The sequence below is a fragment of the Polaromonas sp. P4_H1 genome (assembly GCF_056400945.1).
In genome coordinates this window covers 174,583-195,688 of record NZ_JBFUKG010000002.1, presented here as the reverse complement: position 1 = coordinate 195,688, position 21,106 = coordinate 174,583, and the positions used below count along the sequence as shown (strand labels likewise).

The 21,106-nt window shown below is 62.8% G+C and carries 25 protein-coding genes and 1 pseudogene; 12 read left to right on the top strand and 14 right to left on the bottom strand.

Features of this window, described 5'->3' with window-relative positions:
• Genes AC1DS5_RS03800 through AC1DS5_RS03790 form a run of 3 tightly spaced genes read right to left on the bottom strand, consistent with a single transcriptional unit; the run spans position 1 to position 2,192 of the window.
• Positions 1 to 936 (bottom strand): dihydrodipicolinate synthase family protein, encoded by a 936-nt coding sequence (locus AC1DS5_RS03800; RefSeq protein WP_477716922.1) that lies wholly within the window; start codon positions 934 to 936, stop codon positions 1 to 3.
• A complete protein-coding gene (locus AC1DS5_RS03795; RefSeq protein WP_477716921.1) occupies positions 933 to 1,640 on the bottom strand; it encodes a GntR family transcriptional regulator in 708 nt (235 codons plus the stop codon). Before AC1DS5_RS03795 ends, AC1DS5_RS03800 begins: the two co-directional genes overlap by 4 nt.
• A 9-nt stretch (positions 1,641 to 1,649) precedes the next feature.
• A complete protein-coding gene (locus AC1DS5_RS03790) occupies positions 1,650 to 2,192 on the bottom strand; it encodes an RbsD/FucU family protein (RefSeq protein ID WP_477716920.1) in 543 nt (180 codons plus the stop codon).
• Between the two features lie 44 nt (positions 2,193 to 2,236).
• Here AC1DS5_RS03790 and AC1DS5_RS03785 point away from each other — a divergent pair, with 44 nt between their 5' ends.
• A complete protein-coding gene (locus AC1DS5_RS03785; RefSeq protein ID WP_477716919.1) occupies positions 2,237 to 3,241 on the top strand; it encodes an aldo/keto reductase in 1,005 nt (334 codons plus the stop codon).
• Entirely contained in the window at positions 3,238 to 4,062 is an 825-nt protein-coding gene (locus AC1DS5_RS03780; RefSeq protein ID WP_477716918.1) for an amidohydrolase family protein, read from the top strand. The genes AC1DS5_RS03785 and AC1DS5_RS03780 overlap by 4 nt, the downstream gene beginning before the upstream one ends.
• A 66-nt stretch (positions 4,063 to 4,128) precedes the next feature.
• Here the strand turns inward: AC1DS5_RS03780 and AC1DS5_RS03775 are convergent, their stop codons facing one another.
• Both AC1DS5_RS03775 and AC1DS5_RS03770 read right to left on the bottom strand, forming a co-directional pair.
• Entirely contained in the window at positions 4,129 to 5,073 is a 945-nt protein-coding gene (locus AC1DS5_RS03775) for an alpha/beta hydrolase (RefSeq protein ID WP_477716917.1), read from the bottom strand.
• Between the two features lie 108 nt (positions 5,074 to 5,181).
• Complete coding sequence (locus AC1DS5_RS03770; protein ID WP_477716916.1) at positions 5,182 to 6,174, bottom strand: Bug family tripartite tricarboxylate transporter substrate binding protein; 993 nt, start codon at positions 6,172 to 6,174, stop codon at positions 5,182 to 5,184.
• Positions 6,175 to 6,300: 126 nt separating this feature from the next.
• Here AC1DS5_RS03770 and AC1DS5_RS03765 point away from each other — a divergent pair, with 126 nt between their 5' ends.
• Positions 6,301 to 7,284: a LysR family transcriptional regulator gene (locus tag AC1DS5_RS03765; protein ID WP_477716915.1), complete on the top strand. Its 984-nt coding sequence runs from the start codon at positions 6,301 to 6,303 to the stop codon at positions 7,282 to 7,284.
• The gene (locus AC1DS5_RS03760; RefSeq protein ID WP_477716914.1) at positions 7,277 to 7,780 is read left to right on the top strand and encodes a GNAT family N-acetyltransferase; all 504 of its coding nucleotides are present in this window, start codon (positions 7,277 to 7,279) and stop codon (positions 7,778 to 7,780) included. The genes AC1DS5_RS03765 and AC1DS5_RS03760 overlap by 8 nt, the downstream gene beginning before the upstream one ends.
• Positions 7,781 to 7,831: 51 nt before the next feature.
• On the opposite strand, the gene AC1DS5_RS03755 is transcribed toward AC1DS5_RS03760, so the two are convergent.
• From AC1DS5_RS03755 to AC1DS5_RS03740, 4 genes are read right to left on the bottom strand one after another with little or no spacing between them, the layout of a single operon-like run.
• Positions 7,832 to 8,590 (bottom strand): aquaporin, encoded by a 759-nt coding sequence (locus AC1DS5_RS03755; RefSeq protein WP_477716913.1) that lies wholly within the window; start codon positions 8,588 to 8,590, stop codon positions 7,832 to 7,834.
• Positions 8,587 to 9,099 carry an arsenate reductase ArsC gene (locus tag AC1DS5_RS03750; RefSeq protein WP_477716912.1) on the bottom strand — a complete coding sequence of 171 codons (513 nt, stop codon included), beginning with the start codon at positions 9,097 to 9,099 and terminating at the stop codon, positions 8,587 to 8,589. Before AC1DS5_RS03750 ends, AC1DS5_RS03755 begins: the two co-directional genes overlap by 4 nt.
• Positions 9,100 to 9,113: 14 nt before the next feature.
• Positions 9,114 to 9,614 (bottom strand): ArsI/CadI family heavy metal resistance metalloenzyme, encoded by a 501-nt coding sequence (locus AC1DS5_RS03745; RefSeq protein ID WP_477716911.1) that lies wholly within the window; start codon positions 9,612 to 9,614, stop codon positions 9,114 to 9,116.
• Positions 9,615 to 9,657: 43 nt separating this feature from the next.
• Positions 9,658 to 10,020 (bottom strand): ArsR/SmtB family transcription factor, encoded by a 363-nt coding sequence (locus tag AC1DS5_RS03740; RefSeq protein ID WP_477716910.1) that lies wholly within the window; start codon positions 10,018 to 10,020, stop codon positions 9,658 to 9,660.
• Positions 10,021 to 10,116: 96 nt separating this feature from the next.
• Here AC1DS5_RS03740 and arsC point away from each other — a divergent pair.
• Positions 10,117 to 10,383: pseudogene (arsC, locus tag AC1DS5_RS03735) on the top strand (arsenate reductase (glutaredoxin)); the annotation flags it as partial.
• Positions 10,384 to 10,584: 201 nt separating this feature from the next.
• Here the strand turns inward: arsC and AC1DS5_RS03730 are convergent.
• Positions 10,585 to 10,896, bottom strand: coding sequence for a plasmid stabilization protein (locus AC1DS5_RS03730; RefSeq protein WP_477716909.1), 312 nt, complete (start codon positions 10,894 to 10,896; stop codon positions 10,585 to 10,587).
• A gap of 289 nt (positions 10,897 to 11,185) precedes the next feature.
• Here AC1DS5_RS03730 and AC1DS5_RS03725 point away from each other — a divergent pair, with 289 nt between their 5' ends.
• The 6 genes from AC1DS5_RS03725 to AC1DS5_RS03700 all read left to right on the top strand — a co-directional run bounded on the left by AC1DS5_RS03725 (position 11,186) and on the right by AC1DS5_RS03700 (position 17,047).
• Complete coding sequence (locus AC1DS5_RS03725; RefSeq protein WP_477716908.1) at positions 11,186 to 11,476, top strand: hypothetical protein; 291 nt, start codon at positions 11,186 to 11,188, stop codon at positions 11,474 to 11,476.
• A gap of 97 nt (positions 11,477 to 11,573) precedes the next feature.
• Positions 11,574 to 12,440, top strand: coding sequence for a GNAT family N-acetyltransferase (locus tag AC1DS5_RS03720; protein WP_477716907.1), 867 nt, complete (start codon positions 11,574 to 11,576; stop codon positions 12,438 to 12,440).
• Positions 12,440 to 13,300 carry a UDP-2,3-diacylglucosamine diphosphatase gene (locus AC1DS5_RS03715; protein ID WP_477716906.1) on the top strand — a complete coding sequence of 287 codons (861 nt, stop codon included), beginning with the start codon at positions 12,440 to 12,442 and terminating at the stop codon, positions 13,298 to 13,300. Before AC1DS5_RS03720 ends, AC1DS5_RS03715 begins: the two co-directional genes overlap by 1 nt.
• Complete coding sequence (locus AC1DS5_RS03710) at positions 13,297 to 14,418, top strand: glycosyltransferase family 4 protein (RefSeq protein WP_477716905.1); 1,122 nt, start codon at positions 13,297 to 13,299, stop codon at positions 14,416 to 14,418. The genes AC1DS5_RS03715 and AC1DS5_RS03710 overlap by 4 nt, the downstream gene beginning before the upstream one ends.
• 41 nt (positions 14,419 to 14,459) lie before the next feature.
• Positions 14,460 to 16,571 carry a polyphosphate kinase 1 gene (gene ppk1, locus AC1DS5_RS03705; RefSeq protein ID WP_477716904.1) on the top strand — a complete coding sequence of 704 codons (2,112 nt, stop codon included), beginning with the start codon at positions 14,460 to 14,462 and terminating at the stop codon, positions 16,569 to 16,571.
• Between the two features lie 2 nt (positions 16,572 to 16,573).
• Positions 16,574 to 17,047, top strand: a complete 474-nt coding sequence (locus AC1DS5_RS03700) for a SixA phosphatase family protein (RefSeq protein ID WP_477716903.1) — start codon at positions 16,574 to 16,576, stop codon at positions 17,045 to 17,047.
• Positions 17,048 to 17,120: 73 nt separating this feature from the next.
• Here AC1DS5_RS03700 and AC1DS5_RS03695 read toward each other — a convergent pair whose 3' ends face one another.
• The gene (locus AC1DS5_RS03695) at positions 17,121 to 17,381 is read right to left on the bottom strand and encodes a hypothetical protein (RefSeq protein WP_477716902.1); all 261 of its coding nucleotides are present in this window, start codon (positions 17,379 to 17,381) and stop codon (positions 17,121 to 17,123) included.
• Positions 17,382 to 17,463: 82 nt separating this feature from the next.
• Between AC1DS5_RS03695 and AC1DS5_RS03690 the strand changes: the two genes are divergently transcribed.
• Positions 17,464 to 17,592 carry a hypothetical protein gene (locus tag AC1DS5_RS03690; protein ID WP_477716901.1) on the top strand — a complete coding sequence of 43 codons (129 nt, stop codon included), beginning with the start codon at positions 17,464 to 17,466 and terminating at the stop codon, positions 17,590 to 17,592.
• 81 nt (positions 17,593 to 17,673) lie between these two features.
• Here AC1DS5_RS03690 and ppx read toward each other — a convergent pair whose 3' ends face one another.
• The 3 genes from ppx to AC1DS5_RS03675 all read right to left on the bottom strand — a co-directional run bounded on the left by ppx (position 17,674) and on the right by AC1DS5_RS03675 (position 21,020).
• Complete coding sequence (gene ppx, locus AC1DS5_RS03685; RefSeq protein WP_477716900.1) at positions 17,674 to 19,173, bottom strand: exopolyphosphatase; 1,500 nt, start codon at positions 19,171 to 19,173, stop codon at positions 17,674 to 17,676.
• A gap of 78 nt (positions 19,174 to 19,251) precedes the next feature.
• Entirely contained in the window at positions 19,252 to 20,397 is a 1,146-nt protein-coding gene (locus tag AC1DS5_RS03680) for an ABC transporter substrate-binding protein (RefSeq protein ID WP_477716899.1), read from the bottom strand.
• Positions 20,398 to 20,537: 140 nt separating this feature from the next.
• Positions 20,538 to 21,020 (bottom strand): fasciclin domain-containing protein, encoded by a 483-nt coding sequence (locus AC1DS5_RS03675; protein WP_477716898.1) that lies wholly within the window; start codon positions 21,018 to 21,020, stop codon positions 20,538 to 20,540.
• Between the last annotated feature and the right edge of the window lie 86 nt (positions 21,021 to 21,106).

Here is a 21,106-nt window from a genome sequence, read left to right as displayed (position 1 = left end):
TCAGTCGGATTTTGTATCAATACCGAACGCAGTGATGCTCTTTTCGAGCGCCTTGAATTCGTCGGGCGTCAAGGCAACCAGCGGTGCACGCACACGCAGCCAGGTCTGGTCACCGCTCAACATGGCCATGATGCCCTTGAGCGCCGGCATAAGGGAATAGCCCTCGAGCAGGCCGAGCAGCTTGATGATGCGCTCGCGCTCCGCAGGCGTGGCCGGAGCGTCGGGCTGCGTTACCAGGCGCTTGACCACCCGCGGCATGAAGTTGGCCAGGCCGCTGATGGCGCCCGTGCTGCCACGCCGCCCCATTTCCGGCAGGTCGGGCTCGAAGCCGACGTACACCGTCAGGTCTTTCATGAAAGCCTCGGCCAGGCCCACGGAATGCGCCGTGTTGCAGGCGCTGTCCTTGATGCCCAGAATTGTATTGGGGTACATGTTTTTCAGCGTGGCAATGACATGGTGCGACAGGCCGACGCCGGTGACTTGCGGGATGTGGTACAGGTAGAGCTTGAGCCTGTCGTCGGCCAGCCCGTCAATCACATAGCGGTAGCAGTCGATGACACCCTGGTCTGAAACGCCCTTGAGGAAGAAGGGCGGCAGCATCAGGCAACCGTGCACGCCGGCATTCACGGCATGGCGCGTGAGCTCCAGGGTTTCAGGCAGGGCTGCGCAGCTGGTGGAGACCATGATCTGAGCAGCAGGGATGCCATTTTTAATCAGCTGCTCAATCGCTTCCTTGCGCTCGGCCAGGGAAAACGAAGGCCCTTCGCCGGTGGTGCCAAAAGCGGTGACGCCGGGGCAGCCACTGGCGATCAGCGACTTGCAGTGGGCTGCGAATTTGGCATGGTCAATGCTCAGGTCGGCATGCAGCGGCGTGAGCAGGGCGGGCCAGATGCCACGGAAAGCCAGCGATTTGGTGGAAGTTTGGGGTTCGGTCATACAAGTTTCTCCAAAGACCACGGCATGTCCGGCCGCGGCAGTCCGAGTACGCGACGGTGCGCACTCTCGATGTGGTGGCTCAGGCGGTCGACCACGGCTTGCGGGTCGCGCCGCTTGAGGGCATCTATAAACCAGAGGTGCTCTTCCATGGCGGGAATCAGCACTTCGGGTGAAAGGGTGGAGCCTTCGAGCTTGATGAGGCGCACGCGCAGGCTGTTGATGCGGTAGACCTCGGAAATCAGCTCGTTGCCCAGAGCGTCAATCATCAGGTCGTGCAGGCCCCAGTCCACCGCGGTGGCGTCCTTGAGCAGGTCGTCGTCGATCGCCGTCTTGCGTGCCCGCCGCACGATGTCCAGGTGCGCCTGCTCGATGGCGGCCAGGTCGCGATCGGACACGGTGGTGACAAAGCGGCTCGCCGCCTCGCGCTCCAGCAGCCGGCGCAACTGGAAGGCGTTGTTGATCAGCTTCAAGTCGACATGGGCCACCTGCAGGCCGCGCTGCGGCACGGTCTTGAGCAGGCCTTCAGCCTCCAGGCGTGGAATCAGCTCGCGCACCGCGCCCAGTGGCATGCCCAGCAGTTGCATCAGCTCGCGCTGCGAGATGAACTGGCCGGGCCGGATGTTGGCGTCGACGATCTGCTGCTGAAAGCTCTCGTAGGCTTGCGCGCGCAGGCTGGTGGGAGCGGGGTGGGTCGTGCTGTTCATGTCCCGCGCTTATTCGCTGTCGCTGGCGATAACGCCCTTGCGCAGCACGATGTTGCCGTACTTGCGTTGCTCGCCGGTTTGCAGGATCAGGTAGGCTGACCGCGCGCGTTCGTAAAAATCAAAGCGTTCCAGGGAAACCGCAGGACGCTCGCCAGCCTGGGCCAGCGCCGACGCAAATTCGGCCACCGGCTCGGGAATGGCGGTGGCGTTGCCAACCACCTGCATGGTCCAGGCGGCATCGGGCACAAAATCGTCCAGCGGGAGCAGCTGCAACACGGCCTTGAGGGCTTGCGGTGCGCTGGCGCCCGCGAGTTGCACCAGGCGGGCACCGCTTTGCTGCGCCACGCGCGCCGCCGGAAAATTGGCATCGACAATCGCCACATCATCACCATGGCCCATGCTGGCCAGCGCGTGGAGGGCGTCGGGTGTGAGCAGTGGCGGAATGTTTTTCAGCATGGGGTGGCGCAGGGAGAGGCTGGTTTGCGTGAGTTGGGCGCTTGTGATCAATAAAGTGGTCGAACCACGGGATTTCCCCGTGTTCATGACTGACATGTTAGCTATAACATAGCTGAACTTTTATCAGGATTTACCCTGCCATGTCGTCTTTTTTTCCTCCTTGCGCCGCCAGCCGGCTACGCCTTGGCCTCGGCGGTGCGCCCCTGGGCAACCTGTTTACCGCCGTCACCGATGACGATGCCCGGACGCTGGTCGACGCCGCCTGGGCCAGCGGCTGTCGCAGTTTTGATACCGCGCCGCACTATGGGCACGGCCTGTCGGAGCGCCGGCTGGGCGACGCACTGCGCCGCCATTCGCGTGACGAATTTGTGCTGTCCAGCAAGGTGGGGCGTGTGCTGCTGCCGGATGCCAGCGCGCCGCGCGCCCAGCATGGCTATGTCGACATCCTTCCTTTCCGGCAGGCCTGGGACTTCAGTGCGGCGGGCACCCGACGCAGTGTGGAAGACAGTCTGCAGCGCCTCGGCCTGCCCCGGCTGGACGTGGCGTATGTGCATGACCCCGATGCCGCGACCCACGGCGCGCGTGCGCCAGAGGTGCTTCGGCAGGTCATTGACGAAACCCTGCCTGCCCTGCGCCAGCTCCAGCAGGAAGGCCTGGTACGCGCCATCGGCCTGGGCACCAACGACGTGGAGGTGGTGCTGCAGGTGCTGCGGGAGGCCGACCTGGATGTCTTGATGCTGGCCGGACGCTACAGCCTGCTGGACCACAGCGCGCTGCCCGAACTGCTGCCGCAATGCGTGGCGCGCGGCGTGCGCATTGCGCTGGGCGGCGTTTTCAACTCGGGCATTCTCGCCACAGGAACCCGTCGCGGCGCGCCGACGTTCAATTACGCGCCGGCCGCACGGGCGTGGTTGGAGCGCACGGCGCAGATCGAAGCGGTGTGCGAGGCCCACGGCGTGCCGCTGCGCGCAGCAGCGCTGCAATTTCCGCTGGGGCATCCCGCGGTGGAAATCGTGATGCTGGGCGCTCGGCAGGTTGCCGAGTGGGACGACGCGCTGGCCATGCTGCAGCACCGGATTCAGCCCGGCTTCTGGACGGCGCTGCGTGAGCAGGGCCTGCTACCCGCCGAGGCACCCACCCCATGAGCATCGACGCGCACTTTCATTGCTGGCAACTGGCCCGCGGCGATTACGGCTGGCTGAATCCCGCCCTGGCGCCGATCTACCGTGACGTGGCCGTGAGCGACTGGCAGGCCCAAGCCACCCCGCATGGTGTGACCGGCGGCGTGCTGGTGCAGGCCGCACCAACAGAAGCTGAAACGCATTTCCTGCTGGCGCAGGCCGATGCCCATCCGGCGGTGCTGGGCGTGGTGGGCTGGGTGGATTTGCTGGCTGCCGATGCGCCAGCCCGCATTGAGGCGCTGGCGCGGCATCCGCGCCTTAAAGGTTTGCGACCCATGCTGCAGGACATCGATGACGCCGAATGGATACTGCAGCCCGCGCTGGCACCCGCATTGCGTGCCATGTCGGATTGCGGCCTGGTGTTTGATGCCCTGGTCAAGTCGGCCCATCTGCCGCACATCCTCACGCTGGCCCTGCGCTACCCGGATTTGCGCCTGGTGATTGACCATGCGGCCAAGCCCGCCATTGCGGCGGGCGAGTGGCAGCCCTGGGCCGACGGCATCGCACACATCGCTGCTGAAACGCAGGCGATGTGCAAGCTTTCCGGGCTGATGACCGAGGCCGGCCCGTCACCTCTGCCCGGCACGGTGCGGCCTTGGGCTGCGCATGTGCTGGCTTGCTTCGGTGCCTCGCGGCTGGTATGGGGCAGCGACTGGCCGGTGCTCGAACTCGCCGGCAGCTACAGCCAGTGGCGAAGCGAAACACGGCAGCTCCTGGCCGGGTTGAGCGCGGAGGAGCAGGCCGCCATCCTGGGGGGAAACGCCAAACGGCTTTACCGGCTTTAAGGGCCGCAGGAAGCCCAGGTTCTTGCCCCTGCCGTGCGCGCATACGACGCTCGGGTCGATAGCCGCTTATTGCCCCCGAACAAAACCCAACAGCGCATCACCCACTGAGTGGTCGTCGCTGTGAATCGAGTACGCCTCCGACATATGGCTGTGGGCTGCAAATTCGACAGAGCGGAAGCTTTTCCCCGCCTTGCGCAAACTGTCGCGAAGCAGTTCGCCCTGCTCCCGGAATGGCGGTGGATCAAGCTCCGCACTGCCTACCCACAAGGGCACAGGCGTGGCCCGCAAGCCCTCGAGCGAGGAGCGCTCGGCGTACTTGTCGGTATCGGTGCCAAAGTAGCGCGGATAGGTTGGGGATTGCGCCACCAGCTCGGGGGTGATGCGATAGACGCCCGACAGGAGCATTGCGCCGGCCAGGCCGGATCCCGGCACGCGATGAAACTCCGGCTTGGCGACATAGGCAGCGACGTGTGACGCGCCCGCGGAATGGCCGAAAAGGAAGACGCGCGCCGGGTCGCCGCCTCGGTGAGCAATGTTCTCATGCACCCAGCGGATGGCTTGGCCGATGTCTTCGGCGCCCGCCGGCCAGGGGTTCTTTGGCGCCAGCCGGTAGGTCATGTTCACCCCCACCATCCCGTTGCGCAGGGCCCAGAGCATGACGTTGTCATAGAACGGACTGCCCGGGCCCGTGCGCCGATTGCCACCGACAAAGGAGCCGCCGTGCACGAACACAAGCACCGGCTTGGCGGCATTGGTGCCGACCGATGACCTGAAGACGTCCAGTAGATGACGCTCGTCCGGGCCGTAGGCGATGTCGCGTTCGACCAGCGTTTCCACATAGGGCTCCTTCGCAAGGCTGCGGGCCGCATACAGCTGGGCGGTTGCGGCCGGGTTCACCACCGGACCCATGGTTTTGAGCCTTTCGGCCAGGTCCGGCGGCACTTGGGCCGGTGCCAGACCGGCCGCGGCGGCAAGGGCCGTGGCCAGGGTAACTCTCGTGATGGCATACATGCGTTGGTCCTTTCGCTTTCGCAGCGGGGTTTGCAGGCATGCAGCAGCCCGACCCGCTGCATTCAGGGGGCTGCACAGTGAAGGGGCAGTTGTGACTGTCGGGCGACGTCAGCCGGGCTTGATGTGTGCGCGCTGAACCACGTCGCGCCAAATGGGGGTCTCGCTGCGGATCGCGTCCGCCATCGCTTCGGGTGAACCGGGCGCAACCACCCGGCCCGTGGATTCGAAGGCGTCGCGCAGCGCAGGCGACAGCACGGCGCGCGCCAAAGCGCCGTTCAGGCGCCGCACCAGGGCTGGTGCCATGTTCGGCGGCCCGACCATGCCCACCCACACGGTGCCTATGCCCGCCACCCCCTGTTCCGCGAACGTCGGGACGTCGGGTAGCGCCGGCACCCGGTGCGCGCCACCGATGACCAGCGGTCGCAGCTTGCCGGCCCGGATGTGCGGCAGCAACGGCATGACGCCTTCGAGCATCAGTTCCACCTCGCCGGCGAGCACGGCCGTGGTCGCAGCTGCTCCGCGATAAGGGATGTGCTGTACCTCGGCGCCCACCGTGGCCTTGATTTGCTCCATCGTCACATGCCCGGGTGAGCCGTTGCCCGGTGTCGCGTAGCGGTACCTGTCGGGGTGCGCCTTCAGCAGGTTGAGCAGTTCTTGCCAGGACTTCGCCGGCACGGCAGGATGCACGACCAGGACTTGAGGGCCGGTGAACAGGATTCCCAGATGCGTGAAGTCCCGTAGCGTGTCGTAGGGCAGCGTCGTGAACAGGCTAGGCGCGGCGGTCATCTGCACCGCATGAACCAAACTGAGCGTCAGGCCATCGGCAGGTGCCTGTCGCAGTGCGATAAGGGCCTGGATGCCACCGGCAGAAACCCGGTTGTCGATCACGACGGCCTGACCGGTTTGCTGCTCCAGGGCATCGCCGATCTGGCGGGCCGCGACATCCATCACCGTGCCCGGCGCCGCGCCGACCAGGATGCGCAGCGGCGGGGGCTTGCCAGTCTGTGCCTGGCACGGTGCCCACAGGCTGGCAAACGTGCCCGCGACGGCAACCATCGCCTGGCGGCGCGACTGCACTGGAGGTGTTCGGCAGGTATCCATGGTGGTACAGCAATGAGTATTAGCGCCACTGTAGGCACTGATGCCGCGCCTGTCGAGCCAACTTGGCGCAAACCGATCGTGAGATATTCTCAATAATCTGGTAAGCCCACGAAACAAGGAGTTTGCATGGACAAGAGCGGCCGACTTGAGATGCTGGTGCGGGTGGTGGATCAAGGCAGCCTCGTGGCCGCTGGCCGCAGTCTGGGCCTGACGTCTTCTGCCGTGAGTCGCGGCCTGGCCGACCTGGAGAAAACGCTGGGTGTCACATTGCTACACCGCAGCACGCGGCGCATCCAACTCACGGAAGACGGGGTACAGGTGTACGAGCGCGCGCTCGACATCCTGGCGCGCCTTCAGGAGTTGGAGTCAGCCGTTGCAAGCCGGACGCAGAGGGTCAGCGGCAAACTGCGGGTCGGCATGCCGGTACCCATTGGCCGCTATATCCTGTGGCCGCGGTTGGCACTGTTCCTGAGCCGGTACCCGGAGGTGCAACTGGACTGCAAACCGATCCAGGATCCCAAGGCCATGCAGACAGAAAACTTCGATGTGATGCTGATGGCCGGCGAGCCACCGCCGAGTCGCCTGGTTGCGCGGCACCTCGCACTCGGTCGGCCCGGCATTTACGCAGCACCTGAGTATCTGCGCCGGTTCGGGGAGCCCAAAGAACCTGCGGATCTCGCCGCGCATCGCTGCCTGGTCTTCCACGGGCCGTGGATGCAGGTTCCCGCCTACGAGTGGAGCTTCAGGCGCGACGGCGCCACCAGCACAGTACGCGTCACGCCGCGGGTCGTCACGCCAGACCGCGAAGGGCTGATTGTTGCCGCGATGGGTGGCGCAGGCGTCATTCGGATGGCCTGCTTCGACCCTGCTCTGATCGAGAGCGGCAGGTTGCGCCGCTTGCTGCCCGACTGGGAATGCACCGATGGCTTCAACGTCTATGCGCTGCACCGGCGAGGTGCAAGTGTTGCGCCGCGAATCAATGCCTTTCTCGACTTCGTGCGGGAGTCGTTCGAGGCTTTCGATCCTGACGAAGTAACGCTCTTGCGCGGCGACACCGGTGCAGCCCTAAAATCACGTCCTCATTTCATGGAGACACGACCGCGTGACTGAATCTTCAGCATCCTGCCTGCGCATCTGCCGGGCTGACTACACCAACCCTGTGCATGCCAGCGCACTGGTCCAGTTGCTGGATGCCTACGCGCAGGACGCGGCGGGTGGCGCCAAGCCGCTCAGCGACTATGCGAAAACCCACCTCGTGAAGGAATTGGCCGCGCGTCCCCAGGCGTTCAGCGTGCTGGCTTTTGATGGAGATCAGCCCGTGGGCCTGATCAACTGCATCGAGGGCTTTTCCACCTTTGCCTGCCGCCCGTTGGTCAACATCCACGATGTGGCCGTGCTGCCCAGCCACCGCGGCCAGCGGGTGGGCGAGCGCATGCTGGCACTGGTCGACCAGATTGCACGCGAACGGGGTGCCTGCAAGCTCACGCTGGAAGTCCTGCACGGCAACCGCAGCGCCATCAGGCTCTATGAGCGCGTGGGCTTTGCCGGCTACCAGCTCGACCCGGCCATGGGGCGGGCGCAGTTTTTCCAGAAGTGGCTGGAATGATGCGCACCTGAGGCCATCGGCGTCCCTGAGGATTGATCAAGGGTGCTGCATTCAGTCCGGGTGGGATGGCGTACCCGTGGCACCCAGCCATCGGTTGAGCAGCACACCCGCCACCGCCCCGGCGGCTTCAGCCATCGCAAAACCCGGTGCACTGGCGGGTGCAATGCCGGCAAAGCTGTCTGACAGCATGCGTCCCAGCACAGCGGCCGGATTGGCAAACGAGGTACTGGCGGTGAACCAGTAGGCCGCGCCTATGTAGCAGGCTACCAGCGCTGGCGCCTTGTGTGCAGGCGCGCGCAACACCACCAGGATCAGCCCGGCGGTGGCGACGGCTTCGGCCAGCCACTGGCCCCAGCCGCTGAACGCACCGGTGGTACTCCAGCCGCCGCGCAGCTTGCTGCTGAACTGCAGCAGGTTCATGTCGAACATGGCGTGCGCAGCCCAGGCGCCCACCATGGCTCCCAGCAACTGAGTCGCTATGAAAAGCATGGCGACTTGCGCCCGCCTTTCCTGGGGCAGCATGCCTCTTGACCATAAGACCAGGGTCACCAACGGGTTGAAATGGGCGCCGCTCACCGGGCCGAACACTTCAATCAGGACATAGAGCGCAAAGACGGTAGCGAGCGTGTTGGCCAGCAGCGCCACACCCATGTTGCCGGCGCTCAGGCGCTCGGCCATGATGCCCGAGCCAATCACGGCGCAGAGCAGGGCAGCCGTGCCCAGGAACTCCGCGAGCAGTTGGTGCTTGAGTTGAGGCCCGCGGGTTTTGGTGAGAACTTGAGGGGCCGGGTGGGACGGGGCGTGGCTCATGAGTGAGCCAGATCGCGTGCCTGGGTCTGCAGCATCAGCTTGTCGAGCCCGGCTGGCGGCAGATTGACCAGAAAATCCAGGCGGCGGCGAATCGCGTGCAGGGTGTTACGGAAGGCCTCCAGCTTTTGCGCCTCGGTGCCGTCGCCTTCAGACGGATCCGGATAACCCCAATGCGCGGTGGCGGGGTGACCCGGCCAGAACGGGCATGCCTCACCCGCCGCGTTATCGCAAACCGTGATGACCAGATCCATGTGCGGTGCATCCGGCTGGGCAAATTCATCCCAGCTTTTGCTGCGCAGGCCTTCCGTCGAAATGCCCGCGGCGCGCAGGACCTGCAGGCCCAGCGGATTGGGTTGCTGGTTTGCGCGCGGGCTGCTGCCCGCCGAATAGGCCTTGAACCGGCCCTTGCCGATGTGGTTCAGCGTGGCTTCCGCAAGAATGCTGCGGGCCGAGTTGTGGGTGCACAGGAAAAGGACATTGATGGGGACGTTGATGGGTTGCGGGATCATGTTTTTGATGTCTCTCAGCAGCAGGCTTTGGCGCCCTTGACCTGTTGCGGGATGTTGGAAAATTGCATGGTCGCTACATTATTTGTAGCGGATTGCGCACAACAGGATTGGGCGTCAGCCTCATTTGATGCGGGTTTTGATTCGCTGAACACTGGAATGCTGTCCAGCGTATGGAACTGCTCCCAGGCGATGCCTTGCGGGTCGGTCAGCCAGTATTTGTCGCTGCGGGCGTAGCAGCAGGTGGTGGGGCCTTCATTCAGCAGCGTCATGTCGGCGCGGGTGGCGCTGGCCTTGAGGGCTTCGAGTTCCTCGGGCCTGTCGACCTGGATGCCCAGATGGTCCACGCCGGGCGCGCTTCCACGCGTGGAGATGGCAAAGTTGACCGGCGGGTCGCTGAGCATCCACTTCGCATAGTCGGCTTCGGTGCGCGCGGGCTGCTGGTCGAACATGGCCGAATAAAAGGCGATGTTCTGCGCGAGGTCTTGCACGTGGACGTGGACATGGAGGCGTTTCATGGTGCTCTCCTGGGAGTGGTGATGTGTGGGGGTGTGGTGATGGTTAGCAGGCAGCGCAATCGGCCCGCGGGCCCACTTCGCAGGCGCCGCCTTCGCAGCAGTGCTCCGTCAGGTAGCCCAGCAGCGCGTTCATCTGGCTGAAGTTGGCGCGGTAGATCAGGTTGCGGCCGCGTGCTTCGCTGCTGACCAGGCCTGAATGCGACAGCTCCTTGAGGTGAAAGGACAGCGCGCTGGGCGCGACGCCCAGTTGTTCGGCCATGGCCCCCGGCGTCAACCCATCGGGGCCGGCCACGACGAGGGAGCGGAAAGCCCGCAGGCGCTGGGCCTGGGCCAGGGCGGCCAGCGCCTTGACGGCGGCGCTTTCATCGAGAGTGCCCGGTTCGGGGGGTTGCGTAAAAGATTCCATAGTTCAAATATAATTGAATTATTGAATCGAGGCAACCGCCTGCCTTATTGCCCCAACTTTTCTACTGCCAGTTTTCTACTACCAGGAGTGAAACGCATGCCGCCCGTCACGATTTACCACAACCCCCAATGCGGCACTTCGCGCAATGTGCTGGCGCTGATCCGCAATGCCGGCATCGAACCCGAAGTCATCGAGTACCTCAAAACGCCACCCACGCGGGACAAGCTGCGGGAGCTGGTCGCGCAGATGGCGGTGCCCGTCCGCGAGGTGATCCGGCAAAAGGAAGCCGCCTACAAGGACCTCGGCCTGGACGATCCCGCGCTGGGCGATGACGTGTTGATCGACGCCATGCTGGCCCACCCCACAGGTCGTCAATGAGCGGGGAGAGCGTGTTGCCGGGCGCTGAATCTTCTGTGGGGGTTGCGGACCTTCCCTATCGTCCTGGCTGACGGACCGCTACAGCGAGCGCAGAGAGAGCGCGGATGCGCTGGCCAAGCGGGTCAACCAGCACGCCCTTTAGCGAATGAAGCGTCAGGCGGCCTGCACCGGCGCATCGGCCTGCCTTTACCTTGCCGCGGCCGCATTGCGCTTGCGGGTGGCGGCGGCTTTTTTTGCGGAAGCTGAGCGTTCAGCGGCCGTGCGCGCCGCTGAAGCGGCGCCGCCCAGCCGCCCGCCCTTGCGTGACGGCGCATGGTTTTCAGCCTTGCCGCGCCCCGAGCCGGATTTCTTGCCTCCACCGGTTTCCATGTTCACGGTAGCCCAGGCGCGGCGTTCGGCTTCTTCCTTCCTGACGCCGCGGTTTTCGTAGCCTTCCTCAATGTGTTCAGCCTGGCGCTTTTGCTTGTCGCTGTAGGCCGATTTGTCGCCTCTTGGCATGTCGATTCTCCTTGGCTGCATAAGTCTTGATGCTGGGATCCTGAAATTACCGCTAGGGGCTCCGTCATGCTGCGCGCCGCGTTCCCAAGCAGAGGTCGGCCATTTCCTACGCCGTACGGCCCCCGCGGGCAGGGTATGCGGCGCCAAGCTATCTATTTGATAGCAAAGAAAAAATGTTTGCGCGCAGTTTTGCCGGCGCAAGGCGGCACCAAGGTGATTTTCTTGCACTGTCACACAACTGCCATCGAACTGACACGAACACGTCACCCCCGGCTTTCAGAATCACGCCATGACCAGCATGACGGAGCACGCGATGGGACGGTATTTGAACCACGCCGGTGAACAGGGCAAGCACGAGCAAGGCGCCGCCAGCGCCTTGAGCGCCGGCATCCATGACCTCAACCAGCAGTGCCTGCGCATCCTGCGCTGCACGGCCCAGGCTTTGGCCAACAGTCCTGGTGGTTTTCGCTTCAAGGCGGGCACCCGGCCCTGGCTCGAAGGGCTTTCGAATGCACGGCCAGTGCTGATTGCCAGTCTGGGGCGACGGAATAAAGCGGTGTCGCTGGCCGCCAGCGATTGAGAGTCAGAGCCCCTTTTTTGGGGCTTTTTTACAGCGCGCGTGATGTTGAGTCGTGGAGTCGCTGAAGTTGTTGACACAAGGAACCAAGGAGTTAGCCATGAAAGAACTGCCCAATCCCACCTTTGCATTGTCGCCCGTCGCAATGCCACGGGGGTCACTTCATCAAAGCGGTCATGCTGTCAGTCCAGCCCCTGTTCAAAGGGCTCCAGTGGGGAAAATCTCGGTCAGCTGGGCCCGGCACCAGGACGAGGTCCGGCAGGCGCAACGCCTGAGGTACCAGGTGTTTGCCCTCGAAATGGGCGCCACCCTGTCAAGGACCTTGCCTGGTCACGACATTGACCTGTTTGATGATTATTGTGAACACCTGCTGGTGCGTGACGAGGCCAGCGGCGACGTGATTGGCACCTACCGTGTGCTCACCCCGACCCAGGCCAAGCGCGTGGGCAGCACCTACAGCGACACCGAATTCGACCTGACCCGGCTGCGCTCCCTGCGCGAGCGCATGGTGGAACTCGGGCGCAGCTGCGTGCATGCCGACCACCGGCATGGCGGCGTGATCCTGGCACTCTGGGGCGCGCTGGCCGAATTCATGGCGCGCAATCAACTCGACACCATGATTGGTTGTGCCAGCATCCCGATGCAGCACAACGGTGTCTCCAGTGGGCATGCAGCAGCCAGTATCTGGCGCCAGGTGCGGCAAACCCACCTGGCCGCCATCGAATACCGCGTGACGCCGCGCCTGGCCTTGCCGGTGGAGCAGCTCGACGACTCTCTGGATGTAGAGCCACCGGCGCTGATCAAGGGTTACCTGCGCCTGGGTGCCAAGGTGCTCGGGGCGCCGGCTTGGGATCCGGACTTCAACTCGGCCGATCTGCCCATGATGATGCGCATCGCCGATTTGCCGCCGCGCTACCTGAAGCATTTTTCGGGCAAGCCCCTTCCTGCCAATTCCGCGGAGGCCTGATGCGGCACATGTTCGATGCCATCGGTTCATTTGCCAACGGGAATGTGCCGGGCGAAGACGACAGCGACGATGAGTCGTTGCGCAAGCGTTACCGCACGATTTTCATCTCCGACCTACATCTGGGCACGCCAGGCTGCCAGGCTGCCGCGCTGCTGGACTTCCTGAAAGCCCATCCCAGCGACAACCTGTACCTGGTGGGCGATATCGTTGACGGCTGGCAGCTGCGCCGCAAGTGGTACTGGCCGCAGTCCCACAACGACGTGGTGCAAAAGCTGCTGCGGCGCGCCCGCAAAGGTTGCCGCGTCATTTATGTGCCCGGCAACCATGATGAGTTTGCGCGTGAATTTATGGGCCACCAGTTTGGCGGCATCGAAGTGATGGAAGAAGCGGTGCACACCACGGCCGCCGGCTTGCAGTTGTGGGTTATCCACGGTGATTATTTCGATGCGGTCGTCCAATGCGCCAAATGGCTCGCCTACGTGGGCGACAACCTGTATGAATTCACGCTCAAACTTAACCGGCATCTCAACAGTCTGCGCGCCCGAATGGGTTTGCCCTACTGGTCGCTGTCGGCCTACTTGAAGCAAAAGGTCAAGAGCGCGCTGAACTATGTCACCGACTTTGAAGTGGCCGTGGCCAGCGAAGCGCGCCGCCGCGGCCACCAGGGCGTGGTGTGCGGCCATATTCATCGTGCCGAGATGCGCGACATCAACGGCGTCCTGTACTGTAATGACGGCGACTGGGTCGAAAGCCGCACGGCTTTGGTTGAAAATTTTGACGGCAGCCTGGAACTGGTGCATTGGGCTCCCGCCCATGAAACCCAGGGCCGTGGCCATGCCGTGCAGGCGGTGACCGCATGAAGATCGCCCTGATCACGGACGCCTGGCAGCCCCAGGTCAACGGAGTGGTGACCACGCTCGTGGAACTGATGCGCGAACTGGAGCAACTGGGGCACGTGGTCGAGGTGATTCACCCCGGTCTTTTCAAGACCCGGCCATGCCCAGGTTATGCGGGGATTGACCTGGCGGTCCGCCCTCGGCGCGGCCTGACTGAAAAACTCGATGCCTTTGAGCCTGACGCCATTCACGTCGCGACCGAGGGCCCGCTGGGCTGGGCGGCGCGCAGCTACTGCGGCAAACGCGGTTTGAAGTTCACGACAGCATTTCACACCAAGTTTCCTGAAATCCTCCATGCAGCGCTCAGGATCCCGCTGTCGTGGGGTTACGCGCTGTTTCGTTACTTTCACAAGCCGTCATCCGGCGTGATGGTGCCCACGCAAGGCGTGTTGCGCATGCTGGAGCAACGGGGTTTTTGCAATCTGCGGAGCTGGACGCACGGCGTGGACACCCAACTGTTTGCGTTCCAGCCCGTACCGCAGCTGTACCCGCCCATGGGCACGCTGGTTCGCCCGGTCTCGCTGTTCGTGGGGCGCTTGTCGTACGAGAAAAACATCGAGGCATTTTTAAAGTTGGACATTCCCGGCACCAAAGTCGTTTGCGGCGTGGGGCCGCTGGAAGTCGCGCTCAGGGAGCGCTATCCGCAGGTGCGATGGATGGGTGTGATGCCCCGCAACGAACTGGCCAAGGTGTACGCAGCGGCTGATGTATTTGTATTTCCCAGCAGATCGGAAACATTCGGCCTGGTGATGCTGGAGGCGATGGCGACAGGCACGCCTGTGGCGGCCTATCCGGTAGATGGCCCGCTGGAGGTGCTGGGTAAAGAAGAGGGAGAGGAGGGCGAAGGGGGAAGCTGTCACGGCGGTGCCATGAACACCGATTTGCAGCAAGCCTGCTACAGCGCGCTGGCGGTACCGCGGCATCAGGCCCGCAGGCGGGCATTCGACTTCAGTTGGGAGCAGGCTGCACACCTGTTTGAAAGCTATCTGGTGTTGGCTGCCAAAGGCAGTTCTTGCAAGCCGCTCAGCGGGGGCATAGCATCAGTTAAAAGTACTGTCACACCTTTGTCATCAAACCAGTAAACACTCGGAATTACCTTTGATTACAAAGACTTATCTTGCTGATGTCTGATTTGCTCCCTTCATTTACTTTGCCTGCTCAAATCCACGATGCTGCGCGACCTGTCAGGTTTCTCGACCGTGACCACAGTATTCTGGCTTTCAACGAGCGGGTGCTGGACTGGGCCAGGCGCCCGGATGTGCCGCTGCTCGAGCGCCTGAGGTTTTTGTGCATTGTGTCGTCCAACCTGGACGAGTTTTTTGAGGTCCGCGCGGCACCTCACCTGACGGCGGCCCAGGGCAACGAACAAAAAGGCCTGTACACCGTCGAGTCCTTCGCAGCCCTGTCGGCTGCCGCGCATGCCATGGTGGCGCGCCAGTACTCCCTCTACAACGACGATTTGATGCCGGAATTTGAGCGGCTGGGCATTCGCGTCGTCTCGCACGGCGAGCGCAACGCCGCCCAGCGCCGCTGGGTGAAGGCTTATTTTGAAAGGGAAGTCCGGCCGCTGCTGGTGCCGGTCGGGCTCGACCCTTCCCATCCTTTTCCGCAGGTGGCCAACAAGTCGCTGAACTTCATCGTCCGGCTCGGTGGCCATGATGCCTTCGGGCGCCAGAACGAAATCGCGATCGTCAAGATTCCGCGGGTATTGCCGCGCATGATCCCGATGCCAACGCCCGGCGCCAACAAGGGCAGGCTGTTTGTCTCGCTGTCCAGTGTGGTCCGGGCTCATCTGGCAGAACTGTTTCCAGGCCGGGAGGTCGGGCAGTTTTCCCAGTTCCGCGTGACCCGGCACTCCGACCTGGCGGTGGATGAAGACGATGTGAAGAACCTGCGCACGGCCCTGCGCCAGGGCCTGGAGCAGCGCCATTATGGCCAGGCTGTCCGGCTGGAAGTCGCGGCTGGATGTTCGGAATACCTGGCGAACTTTTTGCGCAAGCAGTTCGACTTGCCGGAGCTTTCCCTCTACAGGGTCCAGGGGCCGGTCAATCTGGTGCGGCTGACCCAGCTGGTGGACCTGGTCAATGATCCCAAGCTGCTGTTCCCGCACTACAGCGCCAGCTATCCCACGCAGTTGCAACCCGGGCAATCATTTTTTGAACGGCTCAAGCAGGGTGATGTGTCCATTCACCAGCCCTTCGAGAGTTTTGAGGGTGTTCTGGCTTTCTTACGCGAGGCGGTCAACGACCCGCAGGTCCTGGCCATCAAGCAGACTATTTACCGCACCGGCGCCGATTCCGAACTGATGCTGCTGCTGCGGGAGGCTGTTCGGCGCGGCAAGGAAGTCACCGTCGTGGTGGAGCTCAAGGCACGCTTCGACGAGGAGGCCAACATCAACTGGGCGGAGATGCTGGAGTCGATTGGTGCGCAGGTGGTTTACGGGGTGGTGGGCTTGAAGACCCACGCCAAGATGCTGCTGGTGACCCGGCGCGAGGGCCGGCATCTCGTACGTTACGCACACCTGTCTACCGGAAATTACAACCCGCGCACGGCACGCCTGTACACCGACATCAGTTACCTGACTGCCGATTCCTTGCTGACGCTGGACATTGACAATGTGTTTGTGCACCTGGCCAGCCAAAGCCGCCTGCCCAAATTGCATCACCTCTGGTTGGCGCCGTTTCAGCTGCAGCGCAAATTGATTGAAAAAATCGATGCACTGGGCGAAGCGGCCCTGCAGGGCAAGGATGCCCGGCTTGTGGCGAAGATGAATGCACTGACCGACGAAGACTTGATGCTGGCCCTGGTCAGGGCCGGGCAGCGTGGCGTAAAAATAGACCTGATCGTGCGCGGCGCTTGCATGCTGCCCGCCCAGGTTCCGGGCGTGACGGACAACATCCGGGTCCGCTCGGTGATTGGCCGGTTTCTGGAGCACTCGCGGGTGTTTTATTTCCGCTGTGCCGCGGAAGAATCTCTCTATCTCTCCAGCGCAGACTGGATGAACCGCAACATGCTGCGCCGGGTAGAGCTGGCCTGGCCGGTCATCGATCCTGTCATTCGCCAGCGCATCATCGATGAATGCCTGGTGGCCTACTTGCATGATGGGTGCGATGCCTGGGATTTGCAGCCTGACGGTACCTACCTGCGGGTGGATCAACGTGCCAAGGCAGGAGGGCACGGTGCTCAAGCGGCCCTGATGGCGCGTTATTTGCCAGCCCACCAAAGGGAAAAATAGCCATGGACCTCATCTTGTGGCGTCATGCGGAGGCGGAAGACTGGCCTGAAGGTGATCCCGAGGGAGGCAGTGATCTGGGCCGGTCGCTCACGCCGCGAGGAGAGAAGCAGGCGGCCCGTATGGCCGGCTGGCTGGACCGGCAGCTCCCGGAAGGCGCGCGCATCCTGGTCAGCCCGGCGCGGCGCTGCGAGCAGACGGTGCTGGCGCTGGGACGCAAATACAAGATACGGACCGAACTCGCACCGGATGCAACGCCCGCGCAGTTGCTGGAGCTGGTGCAATGGCCCCTGAGTCGGTCGCCCATCCTGGTGGTGGGGCATCAACCCACCTTGGGACAGACGATTGCCCAACTGCTGGGGCTGCAGGAGAGCGATTGTCCCGTCAAAAAGGGCTCTCTCTGGTGGCTTCGCAACCGCGAACGTGACGGCCATAGCCAGACCGTCGTGGTCACCGTGCAGTCGCCTGAAGTGCTTTAAAAGGGTGCTCTAAGGGCGTGCCGGGAGGAAGATCGTTTGACGACGTTCGACGGCCGCAGTCAGCGTCCCCTGCTTAACTGGACAGGGTCGGGCGGCCAGTCTTGATGGCCGGAACCTGCTCCAGCGCCATCAGGAAGGCAGCATCGGACAGGGCTGCCAAGGCTTTGATGCCGGCGCGCAGCACTTCGCTTTTTTTGGCTGGGCGGGTTAATTGGGCTGCGCGCTGTTTGAGGCCCTCAAGCACCAGGTATTCGGCTTTGGGAATGGTAAAGCTGTCGCGTACCAGTTTGGGTTTCTTGGGCTTGGCTGCCTTGTCAGGCTTTGCTGTCGTCAACACCTTGGACCGCGGCGTTTTCGCAGCTTTAGCGCCAGCTTTTGCACCAGCCTTTTTGGCAAGGGGAGCGGAGGAGAGGGGCTTGCCCGTGGCGGCTTTGCGGATGGGCGATTTTTTCAGTGCAGGCTTCGCCATCTTTGGCTGGGCCGGGCTCCTGGTCGCCGGTGATGCAAAAGCTCTTTTCGAGGTTGCCATGAGTTTGTCCTTTTGAATAAACGATATAAACCGTATATACAGTTTATACCGTTTAAAAAAGAACCGTCAAGACCCCTGCCGTCAGGGCTTGCGCGGTCTACAGGCCGGAGACGATCAGGGTCCACGGCGTTTTTTGCCAGGCCAGCACTTCCTCGCGCAGCAAATGCGCCGATTGGGGAAAGGCTTCAGCCCAACCCGGTCTGCAGTTCAACACAAAAATCCGGCCGGGCTCTGCACCGCATTCGAGCTGCAGGCCCTTGAGGTCTGGGTCTCGCCGGGCATGACACAAAATGACGGCCACGCGCAGGCAAAGCAGCTGCTGGACAAACACGCGGTCTTCAAAGTCGACTTCCAGTTTGCGCAATTTCCCGCGATGGCCCAGCACGAGCAGGCTCAGCCGGTGCAGTTCGGGCAGCGCAAAACCGGCCGCGTCGGCGTTGTCCAGAATATAGGCGCCATGCTTGTGGTAGTCGCTGTGCGAGATCTGGCTGCCAATCTCATGAAGCTGTGCGGCCCACTGCAGCTTGCGCTGGAAGCGTTCCAATGCTGCATCGGGCAGGCCCGCACCAGCCTTCAGGAACAGATGCTGCGAAACTCTGCTGACGCGCTGGGCCTGTACAGCGTCTGTATCGAATTTGCTGGCCAGGCGCTGGACGCTGGTGGAACGCAAGTCGGTTAAATCCTGCTCCCGGTCGAGTAGGTCATAGAGCACGCCATGGCGCAGGGCGCCCTGGGCTGTTGCCATCTGCTCAATGCCCAGCAGCCCGAACACAGCCCGCAGCACGCTGACGCCACCACCGATGACGGCGCGCCGGTCATCCCTCATGCCGTCGAGCTTCAGGCGGTCGGCACTTTGCGCCTTGACCAGGCGATCCAGCAACCAGTCGAGGCCATCGCGCGTGACCAAGCCGGCAGGCCAGCCTGAGGCGGTCAGTACATCGCTGACGGCGCCTATGGTGCCGGACGAACCATAAGCGACATCCCAGAACCCAGGCTGGTAGGCATTGACCGCTTCGTCGAGCACCGCTTTGGCCGCAATTTCGGCCATTTCGAAGGCACGCGGTGTGAACTGCCCGTGCGGAAAGTATTTCATGGACCAGGCCACGCTGCCCACACGGTAAGACTCCATTGTGAGTGCCTCCAGGTCCTTGCCCAGGATCATCTCGGTGGAGCGACCGCCAATGTCCACGACCAGCCTGCGCTCATCCGACTGCGGCAGCAGATGGGCTACGCCCTGGTAAATCAATCGGGCTTCTTCGTGGCCTGAGATGACATCAATGGGGAAGCCCAGGATCTGGTGGGCTCGGGTCAGAAATTCTTCCCGGTTGCGTGCCTCCCGCAAGGTTTGCGTGGCTACGGCCCTGACCTGCGTCTTCTTGAACCCGGCCAGCCGCTCGGCGAAGCGGGCCAGGCAGTCCCAGCCGCGCTGCATGGCGTCCAGCGTCAGGTTGCGGTCGCCATCCAGTCCGTTGCCCTGGCGGACCGTTTCCTTGATGTATTCAGTGCGGTGCACCCGGCCGTGGTCAAAGCGGCCAATTTCAAGGCGAAAGCTGTTGGATCCCAGATCCACAGCCGCGAGCAGTGTTCCATTTTGCATGTCTGAGTTTCTTTTTCCGGGCTCAGCATAGCATTCACGCGGCACTCTCATCGGCACTTACCTCGGTATTCGGGCTGCTTACCCGATCAGCCGGCCGTCGACCGTCATCATGCTCTGCGTGACGTAGCTGCCGCTTCTGCGCTGCGGGTTGAAACTGATGCGAAATCCTCCTATGTCTATGCTGGAGCGTCGCTGAAAGGCGGCCAACGTGCTCTGGCGTGTCAGCGGACCATCAATGTCATGGAGCACTTCATAGGTGTACCTGGCGGCAATGAAGCCGGCCAGGCTCAATGGGGCGGGGGGCTCGTCAAACAGGCGTGCGAGCGTATCGCGGTAGCTTCTGACCACGGGGAGACTGGCATTGACCAGCGGCACCGGCTGGGTCGCAATCACCGGCGTGTTGCGCGCCGCGCCCATTTGCAGCATGGTCTGCAGGTTGACGTCGGCCAGCGCGACGACGTAGCGTTGGCGTGCCTGCTTTTCCAGGCCTTGCGTGAACGCGGCAAGTTCGGGTGTGCCTCCCACAAAGAGAAGCACAGCCGGCGTGCTGGGCGTCAGCTTCTGGCCGAGCACGCGCAAGTCCCCGTCGCCCTGAAACGACTGCAGCGTGAGCTGCATGCCGGCAGCAATGCGTTCGACCTCGACGCGGTAGGCCGCGTGGTCCTTGGCAGTCGCATAAATCGCGCCCAGTTCCTTCAGACCCATGACCGACAGGGTTTTGAGTGCATAGGCAATCTGTTCCTGGCGCGCCGCGAAAATCGGGAACGTCTTGTCATCGATTTCGAGGCTGGAGTTTTGCAGCCAGGGCGCTGCGTGAGCAATATCCAGACTTCCCTGGCGCGATGGGGTAGCAATTTGGCTGGCAATCTGGTCGCCGACACTGCCGGAGAGGACGACGCAGGATGGATTGTCCCGGACGGAGTCGAGTGCCGCGCGCAGGCTGGCTGGCGTGCCGTCCGTTTCGAGCGCAAGGTGCTGCACCTGCCGGCCGCGTATGCCCCCGCGAGCGTTGATGTCCTGCCAGGCGGCGCGTGACCCGATCAGGAAGTCTTTGGACACGTCCTGTTGCGCGGGCGAGAAGTCCACCACCTGTGCAACGACGACGCCGCGTGAAGCGGCCGGTTTGCCAGGCTGTGCCCAGCCCGTCGTGGCCGCACCCGCCGTCAGCATGCTGGCACGCTGCAGCAGTTGGCGACGGCTGATGACTGGATTTTGTGAAGGCATGAGTGAATCCCCAAGCGGGGCAGTCCCCGCCGTCCGGTTTGAAAAGCTATGGAATTTGGAGCGGCCAGCGCAGTTACAGCGCGGGCATTGGCCTGAAACAGCCAGAAGACAAGGCCCTTGGGCCTTGTGGTGACTTGGCGTTAGCGGGTCGCAGGAGGAATCAAAACGCTGTCGACGATATGCACCATACCGTTGGTCGCAGAAATATCGGCGGTTTGAACCATGGCTTCTTCCACCGTGACGAAATCACCCGCTTTGGAGATCGCGACATTGGCGCCATTGACGGTTTTGCTGTTGCCATTTTTGACGTCGGCGGCCATGACCTTGACGGGCAGTACATGGTAGGTCAGCACGGCCTTGAGTTTGGCTGGATCCTTGGCAAGATCGTCCATGGTTTTTGCCGGAACCTTGGCGAAGGCCTCGTTGGTAGGCGCGAAGACGGTAAAGGGGCCCGTACCCTTGAGGGTGTCCGTCAGTCCTGATTTGGTGACCAGGCTGGTGAGGGTGCTCAATTGCGGTTTGGCGGCGATAGTGTCCGCTACCGATACCGGGGCGCTGGAAGTAGCGCAGCCGGCGAGGGCGGCAACGGTTGCGGCGACGAGCAGAATGCGGAAATTGGGCATGGAAATTCTCCTGATTAAGACAGGGCCAAGCGTAGGAGGAGTCGATGACAGATCCGTGACGAAAATTTGAAGGTTTTGTGACAACC